Origin of the sequence: Streptomyces sp. NPDC006872, from assembly GCF_040635845.1 — a bacterium.
In the GTDB taxonomy this organism is placed as follows: domain Bacteria; phylum Actinomycetota; class Actinomycetes; order Streptomycetales; family Streptomycetaceae; genus Streptomyces.
The window spans coordinates 78,448-101,890 of the sequence record NZ_JBEYIL010000007.1 but is presented as its reverse complement, the minus strand read 5'-3'; the positions used below and the strand labels follow the sequence as shown (position 1 = coordinate 101,890).

General features: G+C 67.8%; 16 protein-coding genes. 7 read left to right on the top strand and 9 right to left on the bottom strand.

Annotated elements, in window-relative coordinates:
- Positions 1-29: 29 nt before the first annotated feature.
- The 7 genes from ABZ725_RS21665 to ABZ725_RS21635 form a co-directional block, all read right to left on the bottom strand.
- Positions 30-1,073 (bottom strand): substrate-binding domain-containing protein, encoded by a 1,044-nt coding sequence (locus tag ABZ725_RS21665; RefSeq protein ID WP_358804226.1) that lies wholly within the window; start codon positions 1,071-1,073, stop codon positions 30-32.
- A 375-nt stretch (positions 1,074-1,448) separates the two neighbouring features.
- Positions 1,449-3,041: a family 43 glycosylhydrolase gene (locus ABZ725_RS21660; protein ID WP_358804225.1), complete on the bottom strand. Its 1,593-nt coding sequence runs from the start codon at positions 3,039-3,041 to the stop codon at positions 1,449-1,451.
- Entirely contained in the window at positions 3,038-3,952 is a 915-nt protein-coding gene (locus tag ABZ725_RS21655; protein WP_358804224.1) for a carbohydrate ABC transporter permease, read from the bottom strand. The genes ABZ725_RS21660 and ABZ725_RS21655 overlap by 4 nt, the downstream gene beginning before the upstream one ends.
- Complete coding sequence (locus ABZ725_RS21650; protein ID WP_358804223.1) at positions 3,952-4,836, bottom strand: sugar ABC transporter permease; 885 nt, start codon at positions 4,834-4,836, stop codon at positions 3,952-3,954. Before ABZ725_RS21650 ends, ABZ725_RS21655 begins: the two co-directional genes overlap by 1 nt.
- Positions 4,837-4,846: 10 nt before the next feature.
- Positions 4,847-6,178: an extracellular solute-binding protein gene (locus ABZ725_RS21645; RefSeq protein ID WP_358804222.1), complete on the bottom strand. Its 1,332-nt coding sequence runs from the start codon at positions 6,176-6,178 to the stop codon at positions 4,847-4,849.
- A gap of 376 nt (positions 6,179-6,554) precedes the next feature.
- Positions 6,555-7,646 (bottom strand): LacI family DNA-binding transcriptional regulator, encoded by a 1,092-nt coding sequence (locus tag ABZ725_RS21640; RefSeq protein ID WP_358804221.1) that lies wholly within the window; start codon positions 7,644-7,646, stop codon positions 6,555-6,557.
- A 212-nt stretch (positions 7,647-7,858) separates the two neighbouring features.
- Complete coding sequence (locus ABZ725_RS21635) at positions 7,859-8,872, bottom strand: hydroxyacid dehydrogenase (RefSeq protein ID WP_358804220.1); 1,014 nt, start codon at positions 8,870-8,872, stop codon at positions 7,859-7,861.
- A 630-nt stretch (positions 8,873-9,502) separates the two neighbouring features.
- On the opposite strand from ABZ725_RS21635, the gene ABZ725_RS21630 reads away from it, so the two are divergent.
- The 7 genes from ABZ725_RS21630 to ABZ725_RS21600 all read left to right on the top strand — a co-directional run bounded on the left by ABZ725_RS21630 (position 9,503) and on the right by ABZ725_RS21600 (position 20,504).
- Positions 9,503-10,852 (top strand): extracellular solute-binding protein, encoded by a 1,350-nt coding sequence (locus ABZ725_RS21630; RefSeq protein ID WP_358804219.1) that lies wholly within the window; start codon positions 9,503-9,505, stop codon positions 10,850-10,852.
- Positions 10,849-11,847 (top strand): sugar ABC transporter permease, encoded by a 999-nt coding sequence (locus ABZ725_RS21625; RefSeq protein ID WP_358804218.1) that lies wholly within the window; start codon positions 10,849-10,851, stop codon positions 11,845-11,847. The genes ABZ725_RS21630 and ABZ725_RS21625 overlap by 4 nt, the downstream gene beginning before the upstream one ends.
- 35 nt (positions 11,848-11,882) lie before the next feature.
- On the top strand, positions 11,883-12,731 hold the full coding sequence (locus ABZ725_RS21620) for a carbohydrate ABC transporter permease (RefSeq protein ID WP_358804527.1): 849 nt from the start codon (positions 11,883-11,885) through the stop codon (positions 12,729-12,731).
- A gap of 56 nt (positions 12,732-12,787) precedes the next feature.
- Positions 12,788-14,311, top strand: coding sequence for a glycosyl hydrolase family 28 protein (locus ABZ725_RS21615; RefSeq protein ID WP_358804217.1), 1,524 nt, complete (start codon positions 12,788-12,790; stop codon positions 14,309-14,311).
- The gene (locus tag ABZ725_RS21610; RefSeq protein ID WP_358804216.1) at positions 14,308-17,436 is read left to right on the top strand and encodes an alginate lyase family protein; all 3,129 of its coding nucleotides are present in this window, start codon (positions 14,308-14,310) and stop codon (positions 17,434-17,436) included. The genes ABZ725_RS21615 and ABZ725_RS21610 overlap by 4 nt, the downstream gene beginning before the upstream one ends.
- Before the next feature lie 48 nt (positions 17,437-17,484).
- Complete coding sequence (locus tag ABZ725_RS21605) at positions 17,485-18,729, top strand: alginate lyase family protein (RefSeq protein WP_358804215.1); 1,245 nt, start codon at positions 17,485-17,487, stop codon at positions 18,727-18,729.
- Positions 18,730-18,821: 92 nt separating this feature from the next.
- On the top strand, positions 18,822-20,504 hold the full coding sequence (locus tag ABZ725_RS21600; RefSeq protein ID WP_358804214.1) for a carboxylesterase family protein: 1,683 nt from the start codon (positions 18,822-18,824) through the stop codon (positions 20,502-20,504).
- 142 nt (positions 20,505-20,646) lie between these two features.
- Here ABZ725_RS21600 and ABZ725_RS21595 read toward each other — a convergent pair whose 3' ends face one another.
- A complete protein-coding gene (locus ABZ725_RS21595) occupies positions 20,647-21,720 on the bottom strand; it encodes a LacI family DNA-binding transcriptional regulator (RefSeq protein ID WP_358804213.1) in 1,074 nt (357 codons plus the stop codon).
- 80 nt (positions 21,721-21,800) lie between these two features.
- Positions 21,801-22,742, bottom strand: coding sequence for a homocysteine S-methyltransferase (gene mmuM, locus ABZ725_RS21590; protein ID WP_358804212.1), 942 nt, complete (start codon positions 22,740-22,742; stop codon positions 21,801-21,803).
- Positions 22,743-23,443: the final 701 nt, after the last annotated feature.

The window sequence follows — 23,443 nt, the reverse complement described above, 5'->3', positions numbered from 1 at the left end:
CAGGAAACGGCGAACAGCAGGCGCGACCGTCAGCTTCGCGGCGGTGCCGTGCTCTGTCGCTGCACGAGCCGCGTCGACAGTTCCGTCCGCGTCCCTTCCGGGCGTTCCCCGTCCATCATCCGCACCAGCAGCCGGAGGGCCGTCGCCGCCATCTCGGCCAGCGGCTGGCGGACGGTCGTGAGGGCGGGAGTGGTCCAGCGAGACTCCGGAAGGTCGTCGAAACCGACCACGCTGACGTCGTGCGGAACCCTCAACCCTTGTTCCGCCAGAGCCTGGTAGACCCCGAGGGCCATGCGGTCGGAGCAGACGAAGACAGCCGTCGGGGGCACGGGAAGGTCGAGCAGTTCGACCATGCGACGGTGGGCGACGGACTCGTCGAAACCGCCGTTGCGGAGGTACTCGGGGCGGTGCGCCAATCCGGCGGAGGCCAGCGCAGAGCGGTAGCCGGCGACGCGGGCACTGCTGCACATCTTGCGGCGCGGTCCGGCGATCACGGCGATGCGTTCGTGGCCGAGGGCCAGCAGATGCTCGGTCGCCGTCACCCCGCCCTGCCAGTTCGCCGCGCCCACCGACACCACCCCGGGCGGTGGCTCGACCACGGGGTCGATCATCACGAAGGGGGTGCGGTGTTGCTCCAGCCAGGCGTACTGAGAGTCCGTCAACTCCGTCAGATTGAACAGGACTCCGGACGAACCGCGCACGGTCAGCTTGTCCAGCCAGCCGCGTTGCGGGCGGCCGACGCGGGTGCGGGACAGGGCCGCCGAGACGACCACGTCCAGACCTGCGTCGTGCGCCGCCTCCTCCACGCCGTGCAGCACAGCTCCCGACCAGGAACTGTCCAGCGAGTGCACGACGAGGTCGACCAACCGGGGCGGCTTCGTCGCGTCGAAGCGCGGTCTGCGGACGTACCCGAGCCGGTCCAGAGCCTCCGTGACCCGGCGTCGGGTCTCGGGAGCGACGTCCTCGCGACCGTTGACCACCTTGGAGGCGGTCGGCACGGACACCCCCGCCTCGCGGGCCACGACTGCCAGGGTAGGCCCGGCCGTCACGCTCGCACTCGCCGTACGCACCATCGGTAACCACCTCTCCGGCCCGCCCGAGGGCCAGCGAAAGTTCGACCAGCGCACTTTCGGAGCCGATCCGGAAACGGACGGCTGCAGAAAGCGCTTGCTATCCTAGGTGCGCCTCAGCGTGACGTGAAGACGCCGGGAAACGCGAGATCATGAACGCCTGAACTTTCGAAACTCCGAACGTGTGGGACGGCGGATGACGACGGGCCGCCCTTGTCCGAAAGCGGGTGCGGGCGGCGCGTCACCGGGGGCGACAACCCCGGGGATCCAGGGGATCCGGTGTGGCCGTGGGGAGCGGCAGTGCCAGCGGCCGTCGGCCACCGCGAGGGTGCCGAGTCGGTGCGGGCCCTTTCCGAAGAGCGAAAGATGTGCGCGGCTCTATGTCGACGTGCAGCTCAACCGGAAGTCCCGGAAGTCCGCGGTGAAGGACGCGTCGACCAAGTCCCGGACGTGGATTCCCGCCAGGGTGCCGGTGAAGCGCAGCCGCCCGCCGTGGTCGTCCGACAGTCGACCGGCGTCCAGCGGCCGACCGACCGGTATGCGAACGCCGTCGCGCACGTACCAGAAACGCGCTTCCACCCCGTCGACCGTCACACCCAGCGTGACCGGCGCACTCGCGTCGACATCCACGACCGCCGCCTGCCGCGCACCCTTCCCGTCGCGTTCCACCAGGCTGAGCACCGTCCGTCCCGCACCGCACCACTGCTGCCCGCGCTGCGGCTCGGCCGCGGGTTCCACCCAGGTCAGATCGAGCGAGAGATACGCCTCCGAGTCGTAGCGAAGAATCAGCCCAGCGGCCTGCGTGTAGGTGAAAGGTGCAGCCTGGACGGTGACTTGGACCGTGGAGCGGTGTTCCGTGAGGCGCTGCGCGAGCAGACTCTGCGCCCAACGTGACTCCGGACCGTGCCGCCCGCGCAGCCGGATCCAGCCCGGCCGGGAGTCGAGATCCGCCCACGAGGAATCCGGCGGTTCGCGCAGAGTGCTCCAGGGCCAGCCCAACGGGCTTTCAGGGACAGCTGATCGGGAGAAATCGCAGGAGCTTGAGGGTACGTCGACCTCGACTGCCGGATGCCAACCTCCCTGTCGTAGGCGGGGTTTGCCCTCCGCGTCCCAGATCACTGCTTGGATAGCGGTTTCCCGGCCGAGCGTGCAGCGAGGGCCGTTCGCCGTGTGGAGCGGGCGGGCCATGAGGTGGCTCAGAAACCACTCGCCGTCCGGTGTCTCCACCAGCTCGGCGTGCCCGGCCTTCTGCAGCGGCAGCTCCGGGTCGTCGCGCGAGGTGAGCAACGGTCGCCCGTCGAGTTCGTACGGCCCGGTGAGGGTGCGGCTGCGGGCTGTGCGGACACCGTGCTCGAAACCGGTTCCACCCTCTGCGAGAACGAGGTGGTACCACCCGTCGCGGGCCATCAACTTCGGCCCCTCGACGAGCCGTTCATGCTGCATGAGGAGGTGGGTGCCGCCGACCGCGGCCAGTGTTTCACGGTCCAGCTCGGTCAGGACGATGCCCGCGAAGCGTTGTCCCCCCGGGCGGTGGTCGTTCTGGAGGTTGAGCAGCCAGAGCCGGCCCTTCTCGTGGAAGAGGGCGGGATCGAAACCGTGACTGGCCACGCGACGCGGCGGCGTCCAGGGACCGGTCACATCGGTGGCCGTGGTCACGTAGGCGTCCTGGTCGAAGTACGCCGTGCCGACGGACCGGACGACCGAGTAGACCACCCAGTAGCGCTCGCCGTCCCAGCTCAGCGACGGCGCCCAGATGCCGCCCGAGTCGGGCACGCCGGCCAACGTCCCTCCGGGAGCGGCCCCTTGGACGTGGCCCGCGTACTCCCAGCGCGCCAGATCTCGCGAGCGATGGATCGGGATCGTCGGGAACCACTCGAAGGAACTGTTCGCCACGTAGTACCAGTCGCCGACCCGGATCAGCGAGGGATCGGGCGCGAAACCGCGGATCACGGGATTGCGCAGGACGGTCACTTCAGCGCCCCCAGCGTGACCCCGGTCCGCCAGTAGCGACGCATGGCGACCATCATGATTGCCATCGGGACGATGGACAGCAGCGCGCCGGTGAGCACCAGGCTGGTGAGATCGACGCCCGATTCCAGGCGCTTGCCGCTCCAGTTGTAGAGGCCGATGTTCAGGGTCCAGTTCTTCTCGCCGCGCAGCACGGTCAACGGCAGGAAGAAGGAGTTCCAGGTGTTGACGAAGGCCAGCAGAAACACGGTTGCGCCGCCCGTCGTCATCATCCGCAACACGATGCTGACGAAGATGCGCAGTTCGCCCGCGCCGTCCAGGCGAGCCGCCTCGAGGAGTTCGAAGGGAATCGTGGCCTCCGTGTACACCTTGGCGAGGTACACGCTGAAGGGGTTGATCAGGCAGGGGATCAGCATCGCCCACGGGGTGTCGACCAGGCCGATCTCCGAGAACAGCAGGTACAGCGGGAGCGTGAGCAGGGCGATCGGGATCAGGAACGAGCCCACCACACAGGCGAAGACGACGGGGCGCCCGGGAAACTCGAAGCGTGCCAGACCGTAACCGGTTGCGAGCGCGATCACGGTGCCGCCGAGCGAGCCGACCCCGGCGTACAGCAGCGAGTTGGCTGTCCAGCGCAGGAAGATGCCGTCTTCGTAGGTGAACAGCTGGTGCAGGTTGTCCCATAGGTGCATGCTCGAGAACCACAGACCGTTGCTCTGGTAGAGCCCGGTGCGATCCTTGGTGGCGGCGACGATCAGCCACCACACCGGGAACAGGCTGTAAACGCTTGCCAGGACCAGTCCCAGGAGCAGGAACCGCTGGCCGCCACGGGAACGGGCGGCGGCGTCGGGTTTCGTGCGGCGGTGCACCGCAGGTACCGGGCTCTGCTGCGCACGGTCTTCGGTGAGCGTCATCAGTCGGCCTCCCTCGACGTCAGCCGGTAGAAGAGGAAGGACGCGACGCCCAGGATCAGCGCCAGCAGCACCGACAGGGCGGCGGCGTAGTGGTAGTTGCCGGCGTTGAAAGCCTGGTTGTAGATGATCATGATCGGTGTGAAGCTGTCGTTCACGGTCTGCGGAGTGACGTTCCGGAACAACGCCGGCTCATTGAAGATCTGCAGCATCTGGATGACGGAGAGCAGCCCCGTCAGCACCAACGCCCCACGCACGTAGGGCACTTTGATGCTGCGGGCGATCCGGATCTCCGAGGCGCCATCCAGCCGGGCGGCCTCGAACAGCTCTCGGGGCACGGCTTGGAGCGCGGAGTAGATGATCACCATGTTGTAGCCGATGCCGTGCCAGGTGAGCAGATTGCCGATCGACGGCCAGACCAGGGACGGCGAGAAGAAGTTCCAGTCGGCGCCGAACAGTTTCCCCAGCGGAGTCAGCGGACCGACGTCCGGGCTGTAGAGGTTGATCCACACGATCGCGGCGACCACCCCGGGGATCATGTACGGGACCAGCAGCAGGATCCGGAACCGGCTCGCGGCACGTGACGTGAGTGCGTCGAGGAACAGCGCCAGCACCAGGCTGACGAACAACATCACCGGGATCTGCACACAGGCGAACAGCACGACGCGCAGGATGGAGCTCAGAAACGCCGAATCGGTCAGGCCCTTTTGGTAGTTGTCCAGGCCGGCGAATGTCTCCGTCGCACCCCCGAGACCCAGTCCGGACTGTCGGGTGCGGAACAGGGACTGGTAGACGGCGTAGCCGATCGGTACCAGATACAGGAACACGAAGCCGAGCTGGAAGGGCACCGTGAAGGCGGCGCCCTTCCAGCGCAGGGAATGAATCATCGGTTGAGCCTCAGCCTTCGACGCTGATACCGCGGGACTTCAGGTCGTTGACCGTCCACTCCTGCATGTGCGCGAGCAGATCGGTGACTTTCTGGTCCTTGCTGACGACCTTGGCCCAACCGGCCTGCAGCTCGGTGAACATGGCCGTCCAGTCGGGGCCGAAGGTCCAGTCGGCGGTAACCGTTTTCAGGCTGTCCTTCACGATCTGCTGGGCGGGTTCGTAGTTCGCGCCGAGCAGCTTGTCGGAGATCGCCTCGCCGACGTACGCGTTACTGTCGGCCAGCGCCGGCATCACGCCATTGCCCGTGGTCGGGCTGGCCATCGTCTTGACCGCGCCGTTGTCGGTGGACATCCACAGCGCTGCTTCCGCCGCCTGCTGCTGGTTCTTGCACTCCTTGCTCACCAGGGTCACGCCACCGCTCTGGTTGGTGCCCGCCGGGGTCTTGGCCGCCTCGCCCGTGAACGTCGGCCAGGGTGTGAGCGCCCACTTGCCGAAGGACTTGGTGAAGTTCTGCACCATGCCGGCCATCTGCCAGGTGGAGATCTGCCGGGTGGCGGTGCCGCCGTTGTCGTAGTTGCGCTGTACGGCGGCGTAGTCGGCGAACGAGAGCGTGGAGTTGAGATCGTTGTCGACGATTTCCTGGATCACCTTCGCGGCCTTGAGCGTTCCCGCGTCCTGGAAATTCACTTTCCAGGAGTTTCCGTCGATGGAGTACCAGTGCGCGCCGGCCTGCATGGCGAGCACTTCCAGGGTGCTGGGATCCTCTCCGGCGTAGTTGGTGATCTTGATGTCGTGCTTCTTGAGCTCCTTGCCGGCGGCTATGAAGTCGTCCCAGGTCTCAGGTGCCTTCAAGCCGTACTCGGCGAAGAGGTCGGTGCGGTAGATGGTGAATGCGGGTGCCGAGCTCGTCGGCACGCCGTAGGTCTTGCCCTGCACCTGCCCGGCGGCCCAGGAACCGACGTTGAACTTGTCCTTGCTCGATTCGACGTATTTCGTGATGTCGGCGAGCGCGCCCTGCGATACCCAACTGGTCACGTACTCGGCGGTGTTCTGCACCAGACAGGGTGCGTTGCCCGCCTTGACCGCGTTGGTGAGCTGTTTCTGCATGGTCAACTGGTCAGTCACCTTGGTGTACTCCAGCTGAATGTCCTTGTGGGAGGCGTTGAACGCCTTGACGACCGCCTCTTGTCCGTTGGCCCAGCCCCAGTAGGGGAGGGTGACCGGGCCGGACGCCGAGGAGTCCCCGTCGCCCGACCCGCCGCAGGCGGAGAGCAGACCTGTCAGCGCTAGGCCGGTTGCGGCGGCGCGGGCGAACCTTCTCCTGGAGCTGGTGGAGTTCATCTGACCGTGATCCTTCGGAAAGTAGGCGTCTCGAAATGAGAGAGCGCGGCTCGGTACTGGCCGGGAACGGCGGGCGGGAGGGCCGGACGACGTCGGCGAAGCAGAAGCGGTAGTAACCGGTTGCTGCGACGGTAGGCCGAGGGATCCGGCCATATCAAGGGCCGTGCAGGAAAATGTTGCTTCGCGTTGATGAGCGGTGCCGCACTGCCTGAGTGACTGAGGCCGCAGATGTCTGCATAGAGGCAGGTCAGGGAAGGCTTTCCGTCAACTGATGAAGAGTGCTGCCGGGCCTCCGGGGAGGCCCGCAACCTCGGAAGCAGGAGGAGAAAACGTTTACGTAACTAGATCCGGGGACCGGTCTCAGTCGACGTGGGGCTCACCGAGACCGCTTCGGCGGTTGTACCGAGTCCCGTACGACGACATGAGTGCCCAGCACCAGGTGTTCGGCGTCCGTGCCCTTGCGCCGGGCGGCACCGGGACCCTCCCGACGGTCGGCCACCGCGCGCAGGGCGACCCGGCCCATCTCCTCGTACGGCACGTGCACCGTGGTCAGTTGGGGGGTGAGCTGGGACGCCAGCGGGATGTCGTCGTAGCCCGTGATCGACACGTCGTCCGGCACCCGCAGACCCGCCGCACGTACCGCCTGCATGGCACCCGCGGCGACGATGTCGGTCCCGGCGAGTACGGCGGTGAAGTCCGGCGTCTCATGCAGGGCCGCCTCCACCGCCGCATACCCGTGCTCGTCGTCGTACGGACCGTGCCGCACCAGCCCCGGGTCGAACGGCACGCCGTACGCCTCGAAAGCCCGGCGCGCGCCCTTCAACCTGCCCTGAGCTGTGGTGAGTCCGGCGGGTCCGGGCAGGACCAGGACGCGCCGATGCCCCGCCGAGAGCAGGTGGCTGGCCATGGCATAGGCGCCCGATTCGTTGTCGTAGTCGACCGTGGTGGCCGGGACGTCGCCGTCCAGCGGCGGCCTGCCGACCAGGACCAGATGCGAGCCGGCCGCGTCCAGGGAACGAGCGAAGCGGGCCATGCGCAGCTGGTACTCGTCGTAGTCGTAGGCGCCGCCGAGCAGCACCACTGCGGCGACGCCCTGCTGACGCATCAGGTTGACCAGGGCGAGCTCGCGTTCGGGGTCGTCGCCGGTGGTGCCGACGAGCGACAGCCAGCCGCGCAGCGTGGCCGCGCCCTCGACCCCCTTCGCCACGTGGGCGAACGCCGCGCCGGTGATGTTGTTGATCAGTATCGCCACGGTCGGGGTGCCGCCACCGGCCAGGGAACGGGCGTGCGCGTTGGTGACGTAGTCCAGGTCGCGGACGGCGCGCATCACGTTGCTGCGCAACTCGTCCGAGACCGGGTAGTTGCCCGACAGGACTCGGGAAACGCTTGCTACGGAAACGTCCGCGCGTTTCGCCACGTCCCGGATGGTCGCCCGACCGCCTTTATCGGTCGTCCTGCGCTGACTCACGTTGCGGCTCCTTCACCGTCGTCGGTGCCGTTGTGGGGCACCTCGGAGGCCACGGTTGCGGACATCGTCGTGGCCTGATCACCGGACTGGCGAGGCCTGGCCCCGCGTCGGTGCGGGAACCGTATCCCAATGTTCTTCCAGGTGGACCGGCCTGTGGATAACCCCGACGACGGCTGACGGCAGCGACGCGGACACCGGGATGGACGTGCGCATCAGGCCACCCTGGCAAGGTCGGCGTGGCGTACTTCATGCGCCAGAGGCAGCCCTTCGGCCAGCCGCTCCAGCTCGTCGACGACGATGCGGCCGAGCCGCTCCAGCTCGTTGCCGAGGGACCCGGCGATATGAGGGGTGAGGAAGACGTTCGGCAATCGGTACAGCGGGGAGTCCGCGGGCAACGGCTCGGGTTCGGTTACGTCCAGAACCGCGTGCAGCCGGCCGGAGACCAGCTCCTCGGTGAGCGCTGCGTGGTCGACCAGGGCGCCCCGGGAGGTGTTGATGAGCACGCCGCCGTCGCGGATCAGGGCGAGCCGGGCTCGGTTGAGCATGTGGTGGGTCTCGGGGATGTCCGGCGCGTGCAGGCTGACGATGTCGCTGTGCCGGAGCAGATCCTCCAGGGAGAGCAACTGCGCGCCGAGATCGGCGGCTTCGGCTGTGTCCACGTACGGGTCGTGGAGGAGGACGTCGAAGTCGTACGGGCGCAGCAGTTCCAGGAGGCGGCGCCCGACACGTGAGGCGCCGATGACTCCGATCCGACGGCCGAGGTTGCCGATGGCCGCGGTTTCGGCTGCGGTCGGCTGGGCGTGGGTGCGACGGAAGCGCTCACGGTGGACGAACGTGTCCTTCCCGGCGAGGAGGATCATCGCGAGGGTGTACTCGGCGACAGGGAGGGCGTTGCCGGTAACGGCGCTGGAGACGGTTACCCCCCGGCTCCACACGGCCTCGCCGACCAGTGAGCGGACCGAGCCGGCGGCGTGCAGGACCGTGTGCAGCCGGGGTGCCGAGGCGAGGATGCCTGCATCGAGGCGGGGGCAGCCCCAGCCGGTGATCAGGACCTCGGCGCCGGCCAGCGCCGAAGCGGCGGCGGGATCGGAGAAATCCTGCACGACGAGCGCAGGGTCGATCTCGGCAGTTCGCCGTAGCCGCGCCACGAGGGGGGCGGGGAACAGCAGGGGTAGATGCACCGGATCCATGGCGAATACGGCCCTGGGCAACTGGGCGCTGGGCATGACTCTCCTGAGGTGCGTGGGAAACATTTTCTGAAAGCGTCTTCTACCGTAGATCTGGCGTGGAGACATGGTCAATCGCTCGGAGCGATCGCTGGGGCGGAGGTCCTGCCCAGCCGGATTCCGGGGCAACTGTCCTCTTCCGTCCCGCTGTTGAGCTGGCGATGAGGGTGGGTCTCGTCGCGTATGCGTGCCGACGAAACCGGTTTCCGGGCCCCTGAGGGTGCGGCCTGGGAAGCGGAGAGATCCGGGTTGTTGGTGAGTGGGGCCACAACCGGTTGCTGCCTTGTTCCTCGAAAAGCGGTCCTCGGTCAGCCGACCCTGACGGCCCGATCTGGTCGGACCTTTCGAGGATCGAGATTCGGCCCGGTCGGTCTGATTCCCGCAGGTCAGCTGGATGCCCTCAGAGTCCGGCAGGCGAGCCATAGGCAGCCGGGTAACACATCCAGGCCACGCACAGAGTTTTCGAAAGTCCGCGAGGACCCTTGACGGGCTACCGGGAGCGGAAGAAGCTCTGGCCACTTGGTCGTAGCAACCGGTTCCTACCTGTTACTACGGCAGCTCCCGCGATCTGTCGGGCTCGCGTCCCCGAGTCCGGACATGCTCCAGCCCCGAAACAGAAGGCGAGGTCCGATGCGCTCCCACGCCGGTGCTCCCCCGAGTCGCCGCCGTTTCCTCACTCTCGCGGCCGGCGGCGCAGTGGCCGGTTCGGCGGCGCTCAACGGATGCGCGCTGCAGGTCTCGACCGGTGTGAGCGGGCCAGGTGAGACCGTCACGCTGATGGTGAAGCCTGACGACATCTCCCCGGAACTGATCAAGCAGGCGCAGAGCGACATCGGCGTCAAGATCGTCACGGTCAGGTACGACATCACCAAGTTGATCGGGATGATGACCAATGGCAGCCCGCCCGACCTGGTGCGCGGCGTCGGAGCCGTGGATGCGCCGTACTTCGCGGCGCGGGACGTGATGGAGGAACTGGACTCCTACTTCGCGGCGAGCAGCGTCCTCAAGGCGGACGACCTGGACCCGGTCAACGACCTGTGGCGCTACGACGGCCGTATGCAGGGCAAGGGCCCGCGCTACGGCATGGCCAAGGACTTCTCGCAGGACTCCATGTACTGGTGCAACACCGCGCTCTTCGACAAGGCGGGTGTCGACCTTCCGCCGGAGACCGAGCCGGTGACTTACGAACAGTGGCTGGAGAGTGCCAAGCGGCTCACCCAGCGGAGAAACGGACAGACAACCGTTTTCGGCGGCAGTTACAACGGCGTCCTCACCCCCAACCTCCTCGCCAGTCTGACCGTGTCCGCCGGCGGCAGTCTCTTCAGCGACGACTTCGCCCGGGTCGACTTCACCACGCCCGAGGCCCGCAAGGCCCTGGGCTGGTACGTCGACTACTGCAGGGCCAGGGTCGGACCCAGCATCATCCAGCCGGACCCGAACACCTGGGACGGCCCCACCTATCAAGCGAACCGTATGGCCATGTCGAACTCGGGCTACTGGCTCGGCGGTCTGATCAACGGAGACGAAAAGCTGGCACCGCTCTCCCGACTCGCCCCGGCTCCGGTCTTCGAAGGCGGCGCGAGGATCAGCCCCTGCCAGGCCGGGACCGGCCTGTGGATGCCGAGAAAGGCACGCAACAAGGACGCCGCCTGGCGGGTCTTCGAGTGGTTCTTCGGCGAGGCCCCGGCCGAGGCGCGTGCCTCCAGCGGCTGGGGCATCCCCACCCTGAAATCTCTGCGGGATCTGATGCCTCATCAGAAAGGCTACGAGAAACGGGTGTTGGAGGTTCAAGAGGCGGAACTCCAGTACTTCTCGGTGATCGCCTTCACTCCGTACGCCACGGCAGACTCCCTCTACGCCCTCTTCAACCAGATCGCCCCGGCCGCGATGAAGGGCGACATGGCTGTCGACACCCTCGCCGGGCGGCTGAACTCGGCGATGAACGAGCAGCTCAAACGCGGTAAGGAGCAAGTGGGATGACGGTTGGTCACATCGCGTCGGTGTCGGACCGGACAGGCTCCCAGACGGGTTCTGGCAGGGCCCGCGCCATGGTCCGGCCGCGGGCTTCCGTGACCACGCGCAGGCATCGGGCGTTCTACCTCTTCGCCTCGCCCTGGATCATAGGGTTTCTCCTGCTGACCATCGTTCCGATGGCCTACGCGCTGTGGCTGAGCTTCACCACGTTCGACGGAATCTCGCCCAACTGGCGCTATGTCGGACTCGGCAACTACCGCGAACTGTTCGCCGACTCCCAGACCTGGGACGCTCTGCGTCGCACCGGTCTGTTCGCCGTGACCTCGGTGCCGCTGTCGATCGCCGCCGGGCTCGGGCTCGCCGTCCTCGTCAATCGACCGCTCAAGGCGCGTGGGCTGTTCCGCGCTTTGCTGTATCTGCCGGCCGTGGTCCCTCCGGTGGGCGCCGGTCTGGCCTTCAAGGCGCTCTTCGACCAGAACTCCGGTGCCGCCAATGGTGTGTTGACGCTCCTCGGATTCGACGCCCTCGGCTGGCTCAACGACCCCTACGCCCGTTACGTCCTGCTGATGACCGTGCTGTGGAGCGCCGGAAACATCATGATCATCTCGCTGGCCGGGCTCCAGGACGTGCCTCGCGAACTTCACGAGGCGGCCCGCCTCGACGGAGCGAGCGCCTGGCGGACCTTCCGCAGCATCACCGTGCCGCTTCTGTCGCCGGTTCTGCTCTTCCAGACGGTGACCGGTGTGATCGCCTCCGTGCAGACCGTCATGCCGTTGCTGTTGTCACCGGACGGCACAACTCAGGGCGTCACTGCGATCGCCCAATCCAACTACATGTACATGATGCATGTGTTCGCCGAGTACTTCGCACTGGGCCGCTACGGCTATGCCTCCGCACTGCTGTGGGTGCTCTTCGTCCTGATCCTCATCGTGACCGGACTCATCTTCAGATTCACGTCCGGCGTGGTGTTCTACAACGTCGACCCGGAGGCGAAGAAGTGACCGCCACCAGTCCGGCCACCAGCCCCGTCACCGGCCTGCCGGCCACCTCCGCGCCCCGGATACGGGTCCGCGCCAACCGCCTCGTCCTCTATACCGCTCTCGTAGCGGTTACCGGGCTCTTCACCGGACCCTTCGGCTGGCTCGTCCTCACCGGACTGAAGACTCCGGCCGAACTGGCCGCCTCGCCCGTCCACTGGCTGCCCGGCCACTTCCAGTGGCACAACTTCACCGACGCGTATCAGCTCATCGACTTCCTGGGCTACGCCCGAAACTCCCTCATCATCGCGACTCTTTACGCCACCCTCGTCACCCTCAGCTCTGCCTGGGTCGGCTTCGGCTTCGCCCGGCTGGACGCGCCCGGAAAGAAGACGCTGTTCGGCATCCTGGTCGGCTCGATGATGCTGCCCCAGCTCATCACCCTGCTGCCCACCTACCTGATCTTCGCCAAGCTGGGCATGGTCGACACCTACTGGCCGTGGGTGCTGTGGGGTCTGGCCGCCGCGCCCTACCTGGTCTTCCTCTTCCGGCAGTTCTTCGCCGGCCTGCCACGCGAGCTGGAGGAGGCCGCGATCGTGGACGGCTGCGGCTACACCGGTGTCTTCTGGCGAATCTTCCTGCCGCAGTCCTGGCCGGTACTCTCCGCGAGTTTCGTGATCGCGTTCACCTGGACGTGGGGCGACTACATCGCTCCCCAGCTCCTGCTCTCCACCGATCGGTCCACGCTCGCCGTCGCCGTCATGTCCACGTACGTCAACCCAGCGGGCACTCCCGCCACCAACCTCCAGGCCGCGGCCTCGGTGATGTACGTCGTGCCCATCCTGCTGATCTTCCTTGTCGCCCAGCGCGGCTTCGTCGCAGGGATGTCGACGTCCGGTCTCAAGTAGCCCGACGTCCGACGCCCCCTAGTAACCCCTTTCCGACCTGTTGCAAGGAGTCAGGCATGAACACGCCCCTGTCCCGCCGTACCGCCCTCCAGGCGGCGGGCGCCACCGCCCTGGCGGCCGGCCTGTCCGGAGGCCTCACGGCCACGGCGGCTCACGCGGACGACGACAACTCCGTCCCGAAGCTGGTCACTTACCCGCGCCCGGCGACGCTGCCGACCAACACCAGCTTCAAGGTCCGCGTCCGCACCGCTCCCGACGGCGAGTGGCAGACCCTCGACATCTACCGGCCTCAGCTGGAGGAGATCAACGCCACGACCGGTTCCGGCAAGGTCTTCAACACCTCGATGGTCTACTTCGACTTCCGCGGCTCCGTGGAAGTGGAGGTCACCTACCTCAAGGGCGGCACCACCAAGGTCAGAGTGCGGCCGGACGCGCTGGGCATCACCCCTGAACTCCTCGGTGACACCCTGCGTTTCACCCTCAACGAGCCGCGCGACATCGTCGTCCAGATCAACGACGAGATCTTCGACTGTCTGCACATCATCACCAACCACATCGACCCGCATCCGCCCTGCGCCGACGACCCGGACGTCATCTACTTCGGCCCCGGCGTGCACAAGGTCACCGGCAACGTCCTCACCGTGCCCAGCGGCAAGACCGTCCATCTGGCGGGCGGCGCCGTCCTGATCGCGCAGGTCTACTTCAAGGACGTCGAGAAGGCGGCCCTCACCGGTCATGGCATGCTCCACGCAGGCCCCGGCGGGATCCTCTGCGAGGGCAGCAAGAACATCCGTGTCCAGGACGTCATCATCATGAATCCGAACGGCTATGCCGGCACGTTCGGTGAGAGCGAGAACGTCCACGTCAGGAAGGCCCGTTCGTTCAGTTCGAAGGGCAATGGAGACGGTTTCGACGTCTTCTCCTCGACCGGGATCGTCTTCGACGGCTGTTTCATGCGTAACTCGGACGACTGCTTCGCCATCTATGCCCACCGCTGGGACTACTACGGCGACACCCGTGACATCACCATCCAGAACTGCACCCTGTGGGCGGACGTCGCGCACCCCATCAACGTCGGCACGCACGGCAACACGGACGCCCCGGAGATGATCGAGAACCTGGTCATCAAGAACCTCGACATCCTTGATCACCGTGAGCCTCAGATGGGGTACCAGGGGTGCATCGCCCTCAACCCCGGTGACTCCAACCTGATCAAGAACGTCCGCATCGAGGACGTCAGGATCGAGGACTTCCGTCAGGGCCAGGTCATCCACATGCGGATCATGTACAACACGAAGTACAACACCTCGGTCGGCCGTGGCATCGAGGACGTCTACCTCAAGAACCTCAGCTACACCGGCACCCACGCCAACCCGTCGCTCTTCCTCGGCTACGACGCCGAACACGCCATCAAGAACGTCACCTTCGAGAACCTGGTGATCAACGGGCAAGTCATCGCCGACTCGATGAAGAAGCCCAGCTGGTACTACACCACCGACGCCATGCAGTGGTTCTACAACGAGCACGTACTGAACCTGAAGTTCCTCACCACCGCCGAGGCGGAGGCGGCAGCGCAGTGAGCCCGATCAGCCGCCGCGGACTGCTGACGTCCTCCACCGCAGTGCTGCTCGCCGCAGGCACCAACACCCTGTTCGTGCCCGCCGCCCGAGCGGTGGCGGGTACGACGAGCGGCGACGGGCCCGCCTTCGCCTTCACCCACCCCGGGCTGCTGCACAGCGCGGCCGATGTCGCCCGTATGAAGTCCGCCGTCGACGGTCGACAGTCTCCTGTCTACGACGGCTATCTCGCTCTCGCCGCACACAGTCGATCGCAGACTGCCTACACCATTCAGAATGCGGGCCAGATCACCTCCTGGGGCCGCGGCCCCACCAACTTCCAGAACCAGACCGTCGCCGACTCGGCAGCCGCCTATCAGAACGCCCTGCTCTGGGCTGTCACCGGCGACCGCGCCCACGCCGACAAGGCCCGCGACATCCTCAATGCCTGGACGGCTTCCCTCGCAGTGATCACGGGAGCCGACGGCCCGCTCGGCGCCGGTCTGCAGGCCTTCAAGTTCGCCAACGCGGCCGAACTGCTCCGCCACACCGGCTACGACGGATGGGCGGACTCCGACATCGCGCGCTGCGAGGAGTCCTTTCTGAACGTCTGGTATCCGGCAGTTTCCGGATACATGCTCTACGCCAACGGGAACTGGGATCTGACGGCCATTCAGACCATCCTGGCCATCGGCGTGTTCTGCGAGGAGCGAACCCTGTTCGAGGGCGCTCTTCGCTTCGCCGCGGCCGGCGCCGGTAACGGCAGCGTGGGCCATCGCATCGTCACAGCGGAGGGTCAGGGCCAGGAGTCGGGTCGCGACCAAGGCCATGAGCAGCTCGCTGTCGGCCTCATGGGTGACGCCGCCCAGGTCGCCTGGAATCAGGGCGTGGATCTGTGGGGCTACGAAGGCAACCGCATACTGGCCAACGCCGAGTACGCCGCCCGCTACAACCTCGGCGGCGACGTCCCCTTCAGCCCTGACCTCGACCGCACCGGAAAGTACATCAAGAAAACAGTTTCAGCGACCGGACGGGGCACCCTGCCTCCGATCTACGAGATGTACTACGCCCACTACGCCGCAGTTCGCGGCCTCGATGCCCCTTATGCCCAGGCGGCCGTGTTCCGTGGCACAGGCGGTGCCCGAGTCGTCGAGGGCAGCAACGACGACCTGCCCGGCTGGGGCACCTTCACCTACGCGGGCGCGACCGCCCCGACCTCGACCGTCCCCGCCCCTCCGGCCGGTGTCACGGCAGCGGGCGAGGCGCGAGCCGTCACTGTGTCCTGGCTGCCGTCCGCCTGGGCGACCGGCTACACGGTCCTACGTGCCTCCGCTCCCGAAGGCCCCTACAAACAGCTCGCGACCGGGGTCGGGAAGCCTGTGTTCACCGACGCCGGCGTGTGCGCGGGACACGTGTATCACTACAGGATCGTCGCCTCCAACTCCGTTGGGCAGAGCGGAAGTTCGACTGCTGCATCGGCCGCCGCCGGGCTGCCCCGGCCCTGGTCGACGACCGATGTCGGTGCCGTCCCGGTCGCTGGTTCGGCCGCCTTCGACGGTGAGCGGTTCCTGCTGGAGGCCTCCGGCAGCGCGGACGCCTACCGCCTGGTGCACCTTCCCCTGCGTGGGGACGGTTCGGTCACCGCCCGGATCGTGTGGCCGCTCAGCTCTCAGTACTCCAAGATCGGCGTCACGGTCCGTGCTTCCCTCGCCCCGGACGCGGCTCATGCCTCGATGCTGATCCAGGGGTTGCCGCTGCACACCTGGAGCGGCGTGTGGACCGTACGGCCCACTGCCGGGGCCCCCGTCTCGGCGACCGGGAGCACGCCCGTGCCTCCCTCCCAGCAGGCGGCTATCACCACCAAGGCCTCGTTTCCGATCTCCGATCTCGGTGCGCTGCCGGAGTCCGCGACTCCGATCGAGGCCCCGTACGTGGAAGGCGCCGGCGACGGGTACCGGCTGCGCGCGCCGTACTGGGTGCGGGTGACCCGGAAGGGGCGGCGCTACACCGGCTTCATCTCTGCAGACGGTATGCAGTGGACCGTGGTCGGCACGTCAGAGGTCGACGGGATGTCGCATACCGCATACGCAGGTCTCGCCTTCACCTCCTCCCTCGGCGTCGACGAGGAATACGCCGAGACAGGCACCGGCGCCTTCGACAACGTCAGCGTCACCGGTGCCGACGGGGACGTCTGGTGCACGCCCCGCCCCACCCGTACCGCCCCCGACCTGCACGCCGCAGTCGGCGGCGACGGCGTCAGACTGACGTGGACCGACCCCGACCTCTCCGCCCGATACAGCGTCCTGCGTGCCCCGCGCGCCCATGGCCCCTACCGGGCGATCGCGACCGGCGTCGGCCCTGTCGGCTTCGGCACGCGCATCCGGTACACCGACGTGAGCGGCGCTCCCGGGACGACGTACCACTACGCCGTGGCCAAGACCAACTCATCGGGTCAGGGCCCCCGTTCGGAGCCGAGCAGCGCCGTCGCACCATCCGTCTCCACGACAGCCGACAGAGCCACGCCCGCCGAATCCAAGCCCCTTCCCGCCCCGTGGACGTTCGGCGATCTCGGTGACGTGGTCCTCGATCGACGTGACTACGGAACCCTCGGCGTCGTGGCCGTCCTCACGCCCGGCGACACGGTCTACGACGGCGGGACGTTCGTGGTGCGCGGCGCGGGATCCGACCTCAACGTCAACTCGCAAGGGATGACAGGTCAGTTCGTTCGGCAGCTCGTCGTCGGGGACAGCGAGATCACCGCACGCCTGCTCTCCCGAGAGGGTGTGACGGCCGACCGGGTCGGTCTGCTGATGGCCAAGTCCCTGTCGCCGTTCGATCAGGCGGCCGGTCTGATCGTCACCGGCGGTACGACCGCGCAGCTCATGCTGCGGCCCACGGTCGCGGGCGCTTCCGTTTTCTCGGGCACGACCAACGCCCAGCTCCCCCTGCTCTTGCGGCTGAAACGCACGGGAACCGTTTTCGCCGCCTCCGTCTCCACCGATGACGGCGTCACCTGGACACCCCTCTCAGAGGGCTCGATCCCCGCTTTCGGCGACGCCCCCTACTACGTGGGCCTCGTGGTCTGCTCCCGCAGTCCGCTGGCCCTCGGCAGCGCACGGTTCGGCGAGGTGATCGTCACCTCGGCATAGCCAACCCGGATCCCCCACGGATCCGTCTCACGATGGGAGCCGCACCCCATGAGCCGCACATCCCCCCACCACCACAACGATGTGAGCCGCCGCGGTCTGCTGAAGACCGCCGGAGGTCTCACCTCGGCACTCGCCCTGGGCGCGGGCGCCGCATCCGCCGCCGCTACGGCGAGTGCCGCGCCCGCCGCGTTCACCCACCCGGGCATGCTGCACAACGCCGGTGACATCAACCGCGCCAGGGTCAGGGTCGCCGCGGGCACCGACCCCTGGCTGTCCGGCTGGAACAAACTGACCGCCAACTCCCACTCCCAGCCCACCTGGACGCCCAGGGCGACAGCGACGATCATCCGCGGCGGCACCGGCGAGAACTACGGCCTGCTCTACAACGACATCGCCGCCGCCTACCAGAACGCCCTGCGCTGGCGCGTCGGAGGCACCGAGGCCAACGCACAGTGTGCCGCGGGCATCCTCAACGCCTGGGCGACGACACTGACTTCGGTCACCGGAAGCGCCGATCGGTTCCTCGCCGCCGGCCTCTACGGCTGGCAGTTCGCCAACGCGGCCGAGCTCATGCGGGACTACGACGACTTCGACCTCTCTGCCTTCCAGGAGATGATGGCCAACGTCTTCTACCCGCTCAACAACAGCTTCCTGACCAACCACAACGACGCCTGCATCACCAACTACTGGGCCAACTGGGACCTGTGCAACACGGCCTCCATCCTGGCCATCGGGATCCTCAACGAGGACTCCGCCACGTACGACCAGGCCGTTTCCTACGCCAAGTCAGGAGCAGGAAACGGTTCTATCGCCCATGCCGTGCCCTACCTGTACACCGACGCGGACGGCTACGACCTCGGCCAGTGGCAGGAGTCAGGGCGCGACCAGGGACACACCGTCATGGGGATGGGGCAGATGGGCGCGATCTGTGAGATGGCCTGGAACCAGGGCGACGACCTGTATTCCTACGACAGTAAGCGGTTCCTGAAGGCCGCCCAGTACGTCGCAAAGTACAACCTCGGCAACGATGTGCCCTTCACCACCTACACCTGGGGCAGCGGGCAGAACTGCGCGCAGAATGCGCAGACCGTCATCTCCGCCTCGTCCCGCGGGCAGGTCCGCCCGGTGTGGGCGATGCTGCACTACCACTACAACCGGCGCCTCTATCTGGACGACAAGTACATCTCCCAGATGTGCTTCTCCGTCGCCCCTGAGGGAGGCGGCGGGGACTACGGGTCCACCAGCGGCGGCTACGACCAGCTCGGTTTCGGCACCCTGATGTACGCCAAATAGCCCTGCTACAGGCTCGTGCACCGGAATACCGTGCGCTGTTGTGGTGCTCTGGTGTTACCGGTGCGCGAGCGCGGCGAAGGGCTGGTGAGCAGGTGGCAGCAGACCAGACGAATCCCGTGGGCGAGGGCCAGACAGAGCCCGACCCCGATCCCGTCGTCAGGACCCCCTACGGGGCGGTACGCGGGAGATACGAGCAGGGCGTCGCTGTCTTTAGGGGGATCCCTTACGCGGCACCCCCCTTCGGACCCCGCCGCTTCCGGCCACCCGTGCCGCCCGAGCCCTGGGGTGGGGTGCGCGATGCGGGCGCCTTCGGTCCGACGCCGCCGAAACCGCCGTACTCCGATGCCTTCGCCCCGTATCTGTCCGACCCCGTCGTGCCGGGCGACGACTGTCTCAACCTGAACGTCTGGACGCCCGAGCTCGGTCCGGGCGCTCGGCTGCCCGTCCTCGTGTGGCTGCACGGTGGTGCGCTGACCAGGGGTTCTTCGGCCGTCCCCGTGTACGACGGACGTGGCTTCGCCCGCGATGGAACGGTTTTCGTCTCGATCAACTACCGACTGGGCGTGGAGGGCTACGGACTGTTCCCGGACGTCCCAGCCAACCCCGGACTGCGTGACCAGCTTGCCGCGCTGGAATGGGTCCACCGTTCGATCGGGGCCTTCGGCGGTGACCCTGACAGGGTCACCCTGGCCGGACAGTCCGCCGGAGCCATCAGCGCCGGTGCCCTGATCGCGGCCCCGCAGACGCAGGGACTGGTCCGGCGGGCCGTCCTGCAGAGCGGACCGCCGGAGGCCATCGAGCGGGACAAGGTCCGGCGCATGGTGCGCCGTATGGCGGCCCGGCTGAAGATCCCTGCCACCGCCGAGGCCTTCGCCGCCGTCGACCGGGACCTGCTGCTGCGCACCCAGGCCGACGTGGGCAGGCTCGGCAGTCCCGTTCTGGGCGGGCCCGCCTTCGGCATCGTCGTCGACGGCGACCTCGTCCCATGCGACCCCCTGGCGGCCCTCGTCGACGGGGATGCGGCACGAGGCATCGACCTGCTCCTGGGCTGGACCCGCGACGAGTACCGGCTCTGGCTGGTCCCGGGCGGCCTGCTGGAACACGTCGACCGGCTCGGGCCCGTCGCCCTCGCCGGCGCGATGGCCCGTTGCCACTGCGGCCACGAGGTGCCGCGCGGCTACCGGGCACTGCACCCCGAGGCCGGCACTGCGGAGATCGTCGGTCAGATGGTCACCGACAATCTGTTGCGTCTGCCCCTGCAACGGCTGGCCGACGCCCGTCCCGGGGCGTCGTACGTGTACGAATTCGCCTGGCCGTCGCTCCGGCCCGACCTCGGCTCCTGTCATGCCCTCGAGCTCGCCTTCGTCTTCGACACCGGCGAGACGCCCGAGTCCGCGAAGCTTGCCGGGGACGGCGCTCCTCAGGATCTCGCCGACGCGATGCACGGGGCATGGACGCGGTTCGTCGCGACGGGCGATCCAGGCTGGGAGGCCTGGGACGCAGCGCATCCGGTGCGCGTCTTCGGCGAGGTCGACAACGGACCGTATGAGGGAGACGGTATTCCGCACGAGGTCGACTGTATGTCGTATACCGCATATGGTCTGCGTGATCGTGAGCTGGCCCTCTGGGCGATGGAGGCGAAAGGCACCCTCTCGGGCGAATCCGTCGGCGAGGCGGCGACACCGGACCCTCTGTTCGCCAGAACCGTGCGCGCCACAGAGCTGAGATCGGCGGTGCGCCGGCTGCGCCGGGCCGGGGGAGTGCGCGGCCGCTGACCGCCGGGTCGCCGCGCCGCGAGGGAACGTGGTTTCCATCGGACCCGTGTCACCCGGCCGATGGCGGGCCGTGCCCGTTCCTGGTGGTGATGCGTGCCGATCGTGATGCGCCCCTGCCGTTGTCGTGGCGAAACTCATCGCTTCACCTTGCGGCCGAGGAGCCCTTTCCGAGGCCCGCGACCGAGTCCCGCACCACCACGTGCGTGCCCAGCAACAGGTGTTCACCCGGTGCGTCGGGGGAGCGGCCCAGCACCGTACGGACGGCGAGGCGGCCCAGCTCCTCGTAGGGGACGTGGACCGTGGTCAGGGCGGGACGCAGGTCGCGGGCGAACGGAATGTCGTCGTAACCGGTTAGCGACACGTCGCCCGGCACGTCCAGGCCCGCCTCGTGCAGGGCGGCCAGGGCGCCGACCGCGACCATGTCGGTGGCGGCCACGACGGCCGTGAAGTCCAGATCCTGTTCCAGGGCCCGGCGCAGCAGGCGGTACCCCGAGTCTCGTGTGAAATCGCCGTGCAGGATCAGTGCCGGGTCCACGTCGATGCCCCGCTCGCGGTGTGCTGCCTTGTAACCGCTTTCCCGCCCCAGAGCCGTGGTGTGGTCCGGCTTGCCTCCAAGGAACAGCACTCGCCGGTGCCCCAGCGCGAGGACGTGCGCGACCACGGCGAACGCACCGCCCTCGTTGTCGTACTCGACGACCGTGACAGGCGCCTCCGGACCCAGTGGCGGGCGTCCGCACAGGACGAGCCGGGACCCGGCGCCCGCCAGTGAATCGGCGATCCGGCGAGTGCGCTCGCGGTACTCCGGCGTGTCGGCGGCTCCGCCGACCAGGATGACGGCGGCGGCCCGTTGGGCACGCATGGTCTCCACGAAGTCCAGCTCGTGCCGGACGTCCCCCTCCGTGCTGCACACCAGGCACAGGTGGCCGAGCCGATGCGCCTCGCGTTCCACGCCGTGCGCCATGTGCGCGAACGACGGCCCGGTGATGTCCTCCAGCACGAATGCCAGCGTCGGCGTCCCGGCGCCCGCGACCGCCTTGGCGCGCGCGTCGGCGACATAGTCCAGCTCGCCCACCGCCCGCAGCACCCGCCTGCGGGTCTCCGCGCTCACCGGGTACACACCGCCGAGCACCCGGGACACGGTCGACGCGGACACCCCTGCACGGGCCGCGACATCCCGGATCGTGCTGCGCACCGCGTCCGCAGTCTTCCTCGTCATCCCCGCCCTCCCCTGGGACATCCGGCAGTAACCGGTTTCCCGAGCGGAGGCTAGCAGCGGCGGGCGCGTGGAAAGGAGGCTTACGCGGAGGTCAGCGTCCGGGCGATCGACGCGACAGCCTCGGGACCGACCCGGCAGCAGCCACCGATCAGCCGGGCTCCTGAGGCTCGCCAGCCTCGGACCTGTTCGGGGGTGAAGGTGGCGCGGCCGTTCCAGGCGCGGGCCTGCGCGTCCCAGACCTCGCCGCTGTTCGGGTAGACGACGACAGGCTTGCCCGTCACCCGTGCCGCGGTCGCCACGGCGGCGTCGACGTCCTCGGGGGCACAGCAGTTGATTCCGACCGCGATCACCTCGTCCGCGTCGGCGGCCAGGGCGAACGCCTCCTCCAGCGGTTGTCCGGCGCGTGTACGGTCACCGGCGATCGAGTACGAAAGCCAGGCCGGCACACCGAGACCACGCACCGCGCGCAGCAGAGCCTCTGCTTCGTCGGCATCGGGAACCGTTTCCAGCGCCAATGCGTCGGGCGCGGCGGCAGCCAGCACCTCCAGCCGGGGACGGTGAAAACGCGCCAGTTCCTCGACGCTCAGCCCGTAGCGACCGCGGTATTCGGAACCGTCAGCGAGCATCGCCCCGTACGGCCCCACCGAGGCGGCCACCCACAACGGGTGTGCGACCCCGTTCTCCCGGGCCTGCCGGGCCGCTTCCCGGGCCAGCTTCACGCTCAGCGTGAGCAGTCGGGTCGCCTCCCGGTGGTCGATCCCGCGCTGCGCGAAGCCTTCGAAGGTGGCCTGGTAACTGGAGGTGATCGCCACGTTCGCGCCCGCTTCGAAGTAGGCGAGGTGTGCTTCGCTGATCGCGTCCGGCCGCTCAGCGAGCAGCCGTGCCGACCACAGCTCGTCGCTCAGGTCGTGCCCGGCGGACTCCAGCTGGTTGGACATGCCGCCGTCGAGGACGACGGATCCGGCGGCGAGAGCCGTGGCGAGAGAAGTCTCCGCGAGCGGGGTAGGGGTGTCGCTGGTCATGCCACGACGCTAGTCGAAAGCGGCGGAAGACAGCCCGATGCGTCCAGTGAATGAACGGATCGCTCACAATGTGGGATTTCGGGTTTCGGTAACGCTTTCCCTCCCCCCGTGCCGCTGCTCGCTGCCCCCTCACCTGGCCCCGCCTCACCTTGGAGATCTTCACGCACGTGTGACTGCGTGGGCGCAAGGTGTCCGAGGAGGGCGTTGAGTTACGGAAAGCGGCGGAGGCTGCCGCCTAGGCTGAAGGGCCGACCGCACAGGCCTCGCCCACATCGAGAACGAGCCGCGTGCGATCTTCGGCAAGCGCACGGGCCCGGTCCTTCTGGCGCCCTCACTCGCAACCCCAAGAAACCGTGTCCCCGGTGGGGTCTGGCGCGTCCGGGGCGGTGACCACCGCGCCGCTCTGAAGCTCCTCACCCGAAACAAGGCGACCGACCGACGCTGGGCGGCCTCCGACGACCCCCGCCACTGGAACCACTGGCGGCGCGAGGCCCACGTCCACCAGTCCGGCCTCGCGCAGGTCTGGCAGGCGCACGGCATCCGTGCTCCAGGACTGCTCGCCCGTATCGAACAGCCCGACGGAGATGTGGCGTTGTGGCTCGAGGATGTGCCGGCGAACCCGCCACGCGCTGGCCGCTCGCCCGGCACGTCGAGCACGTGCGCCGACTCGATGCGGCCCAGGGAGCCATCGGCGAGACGGG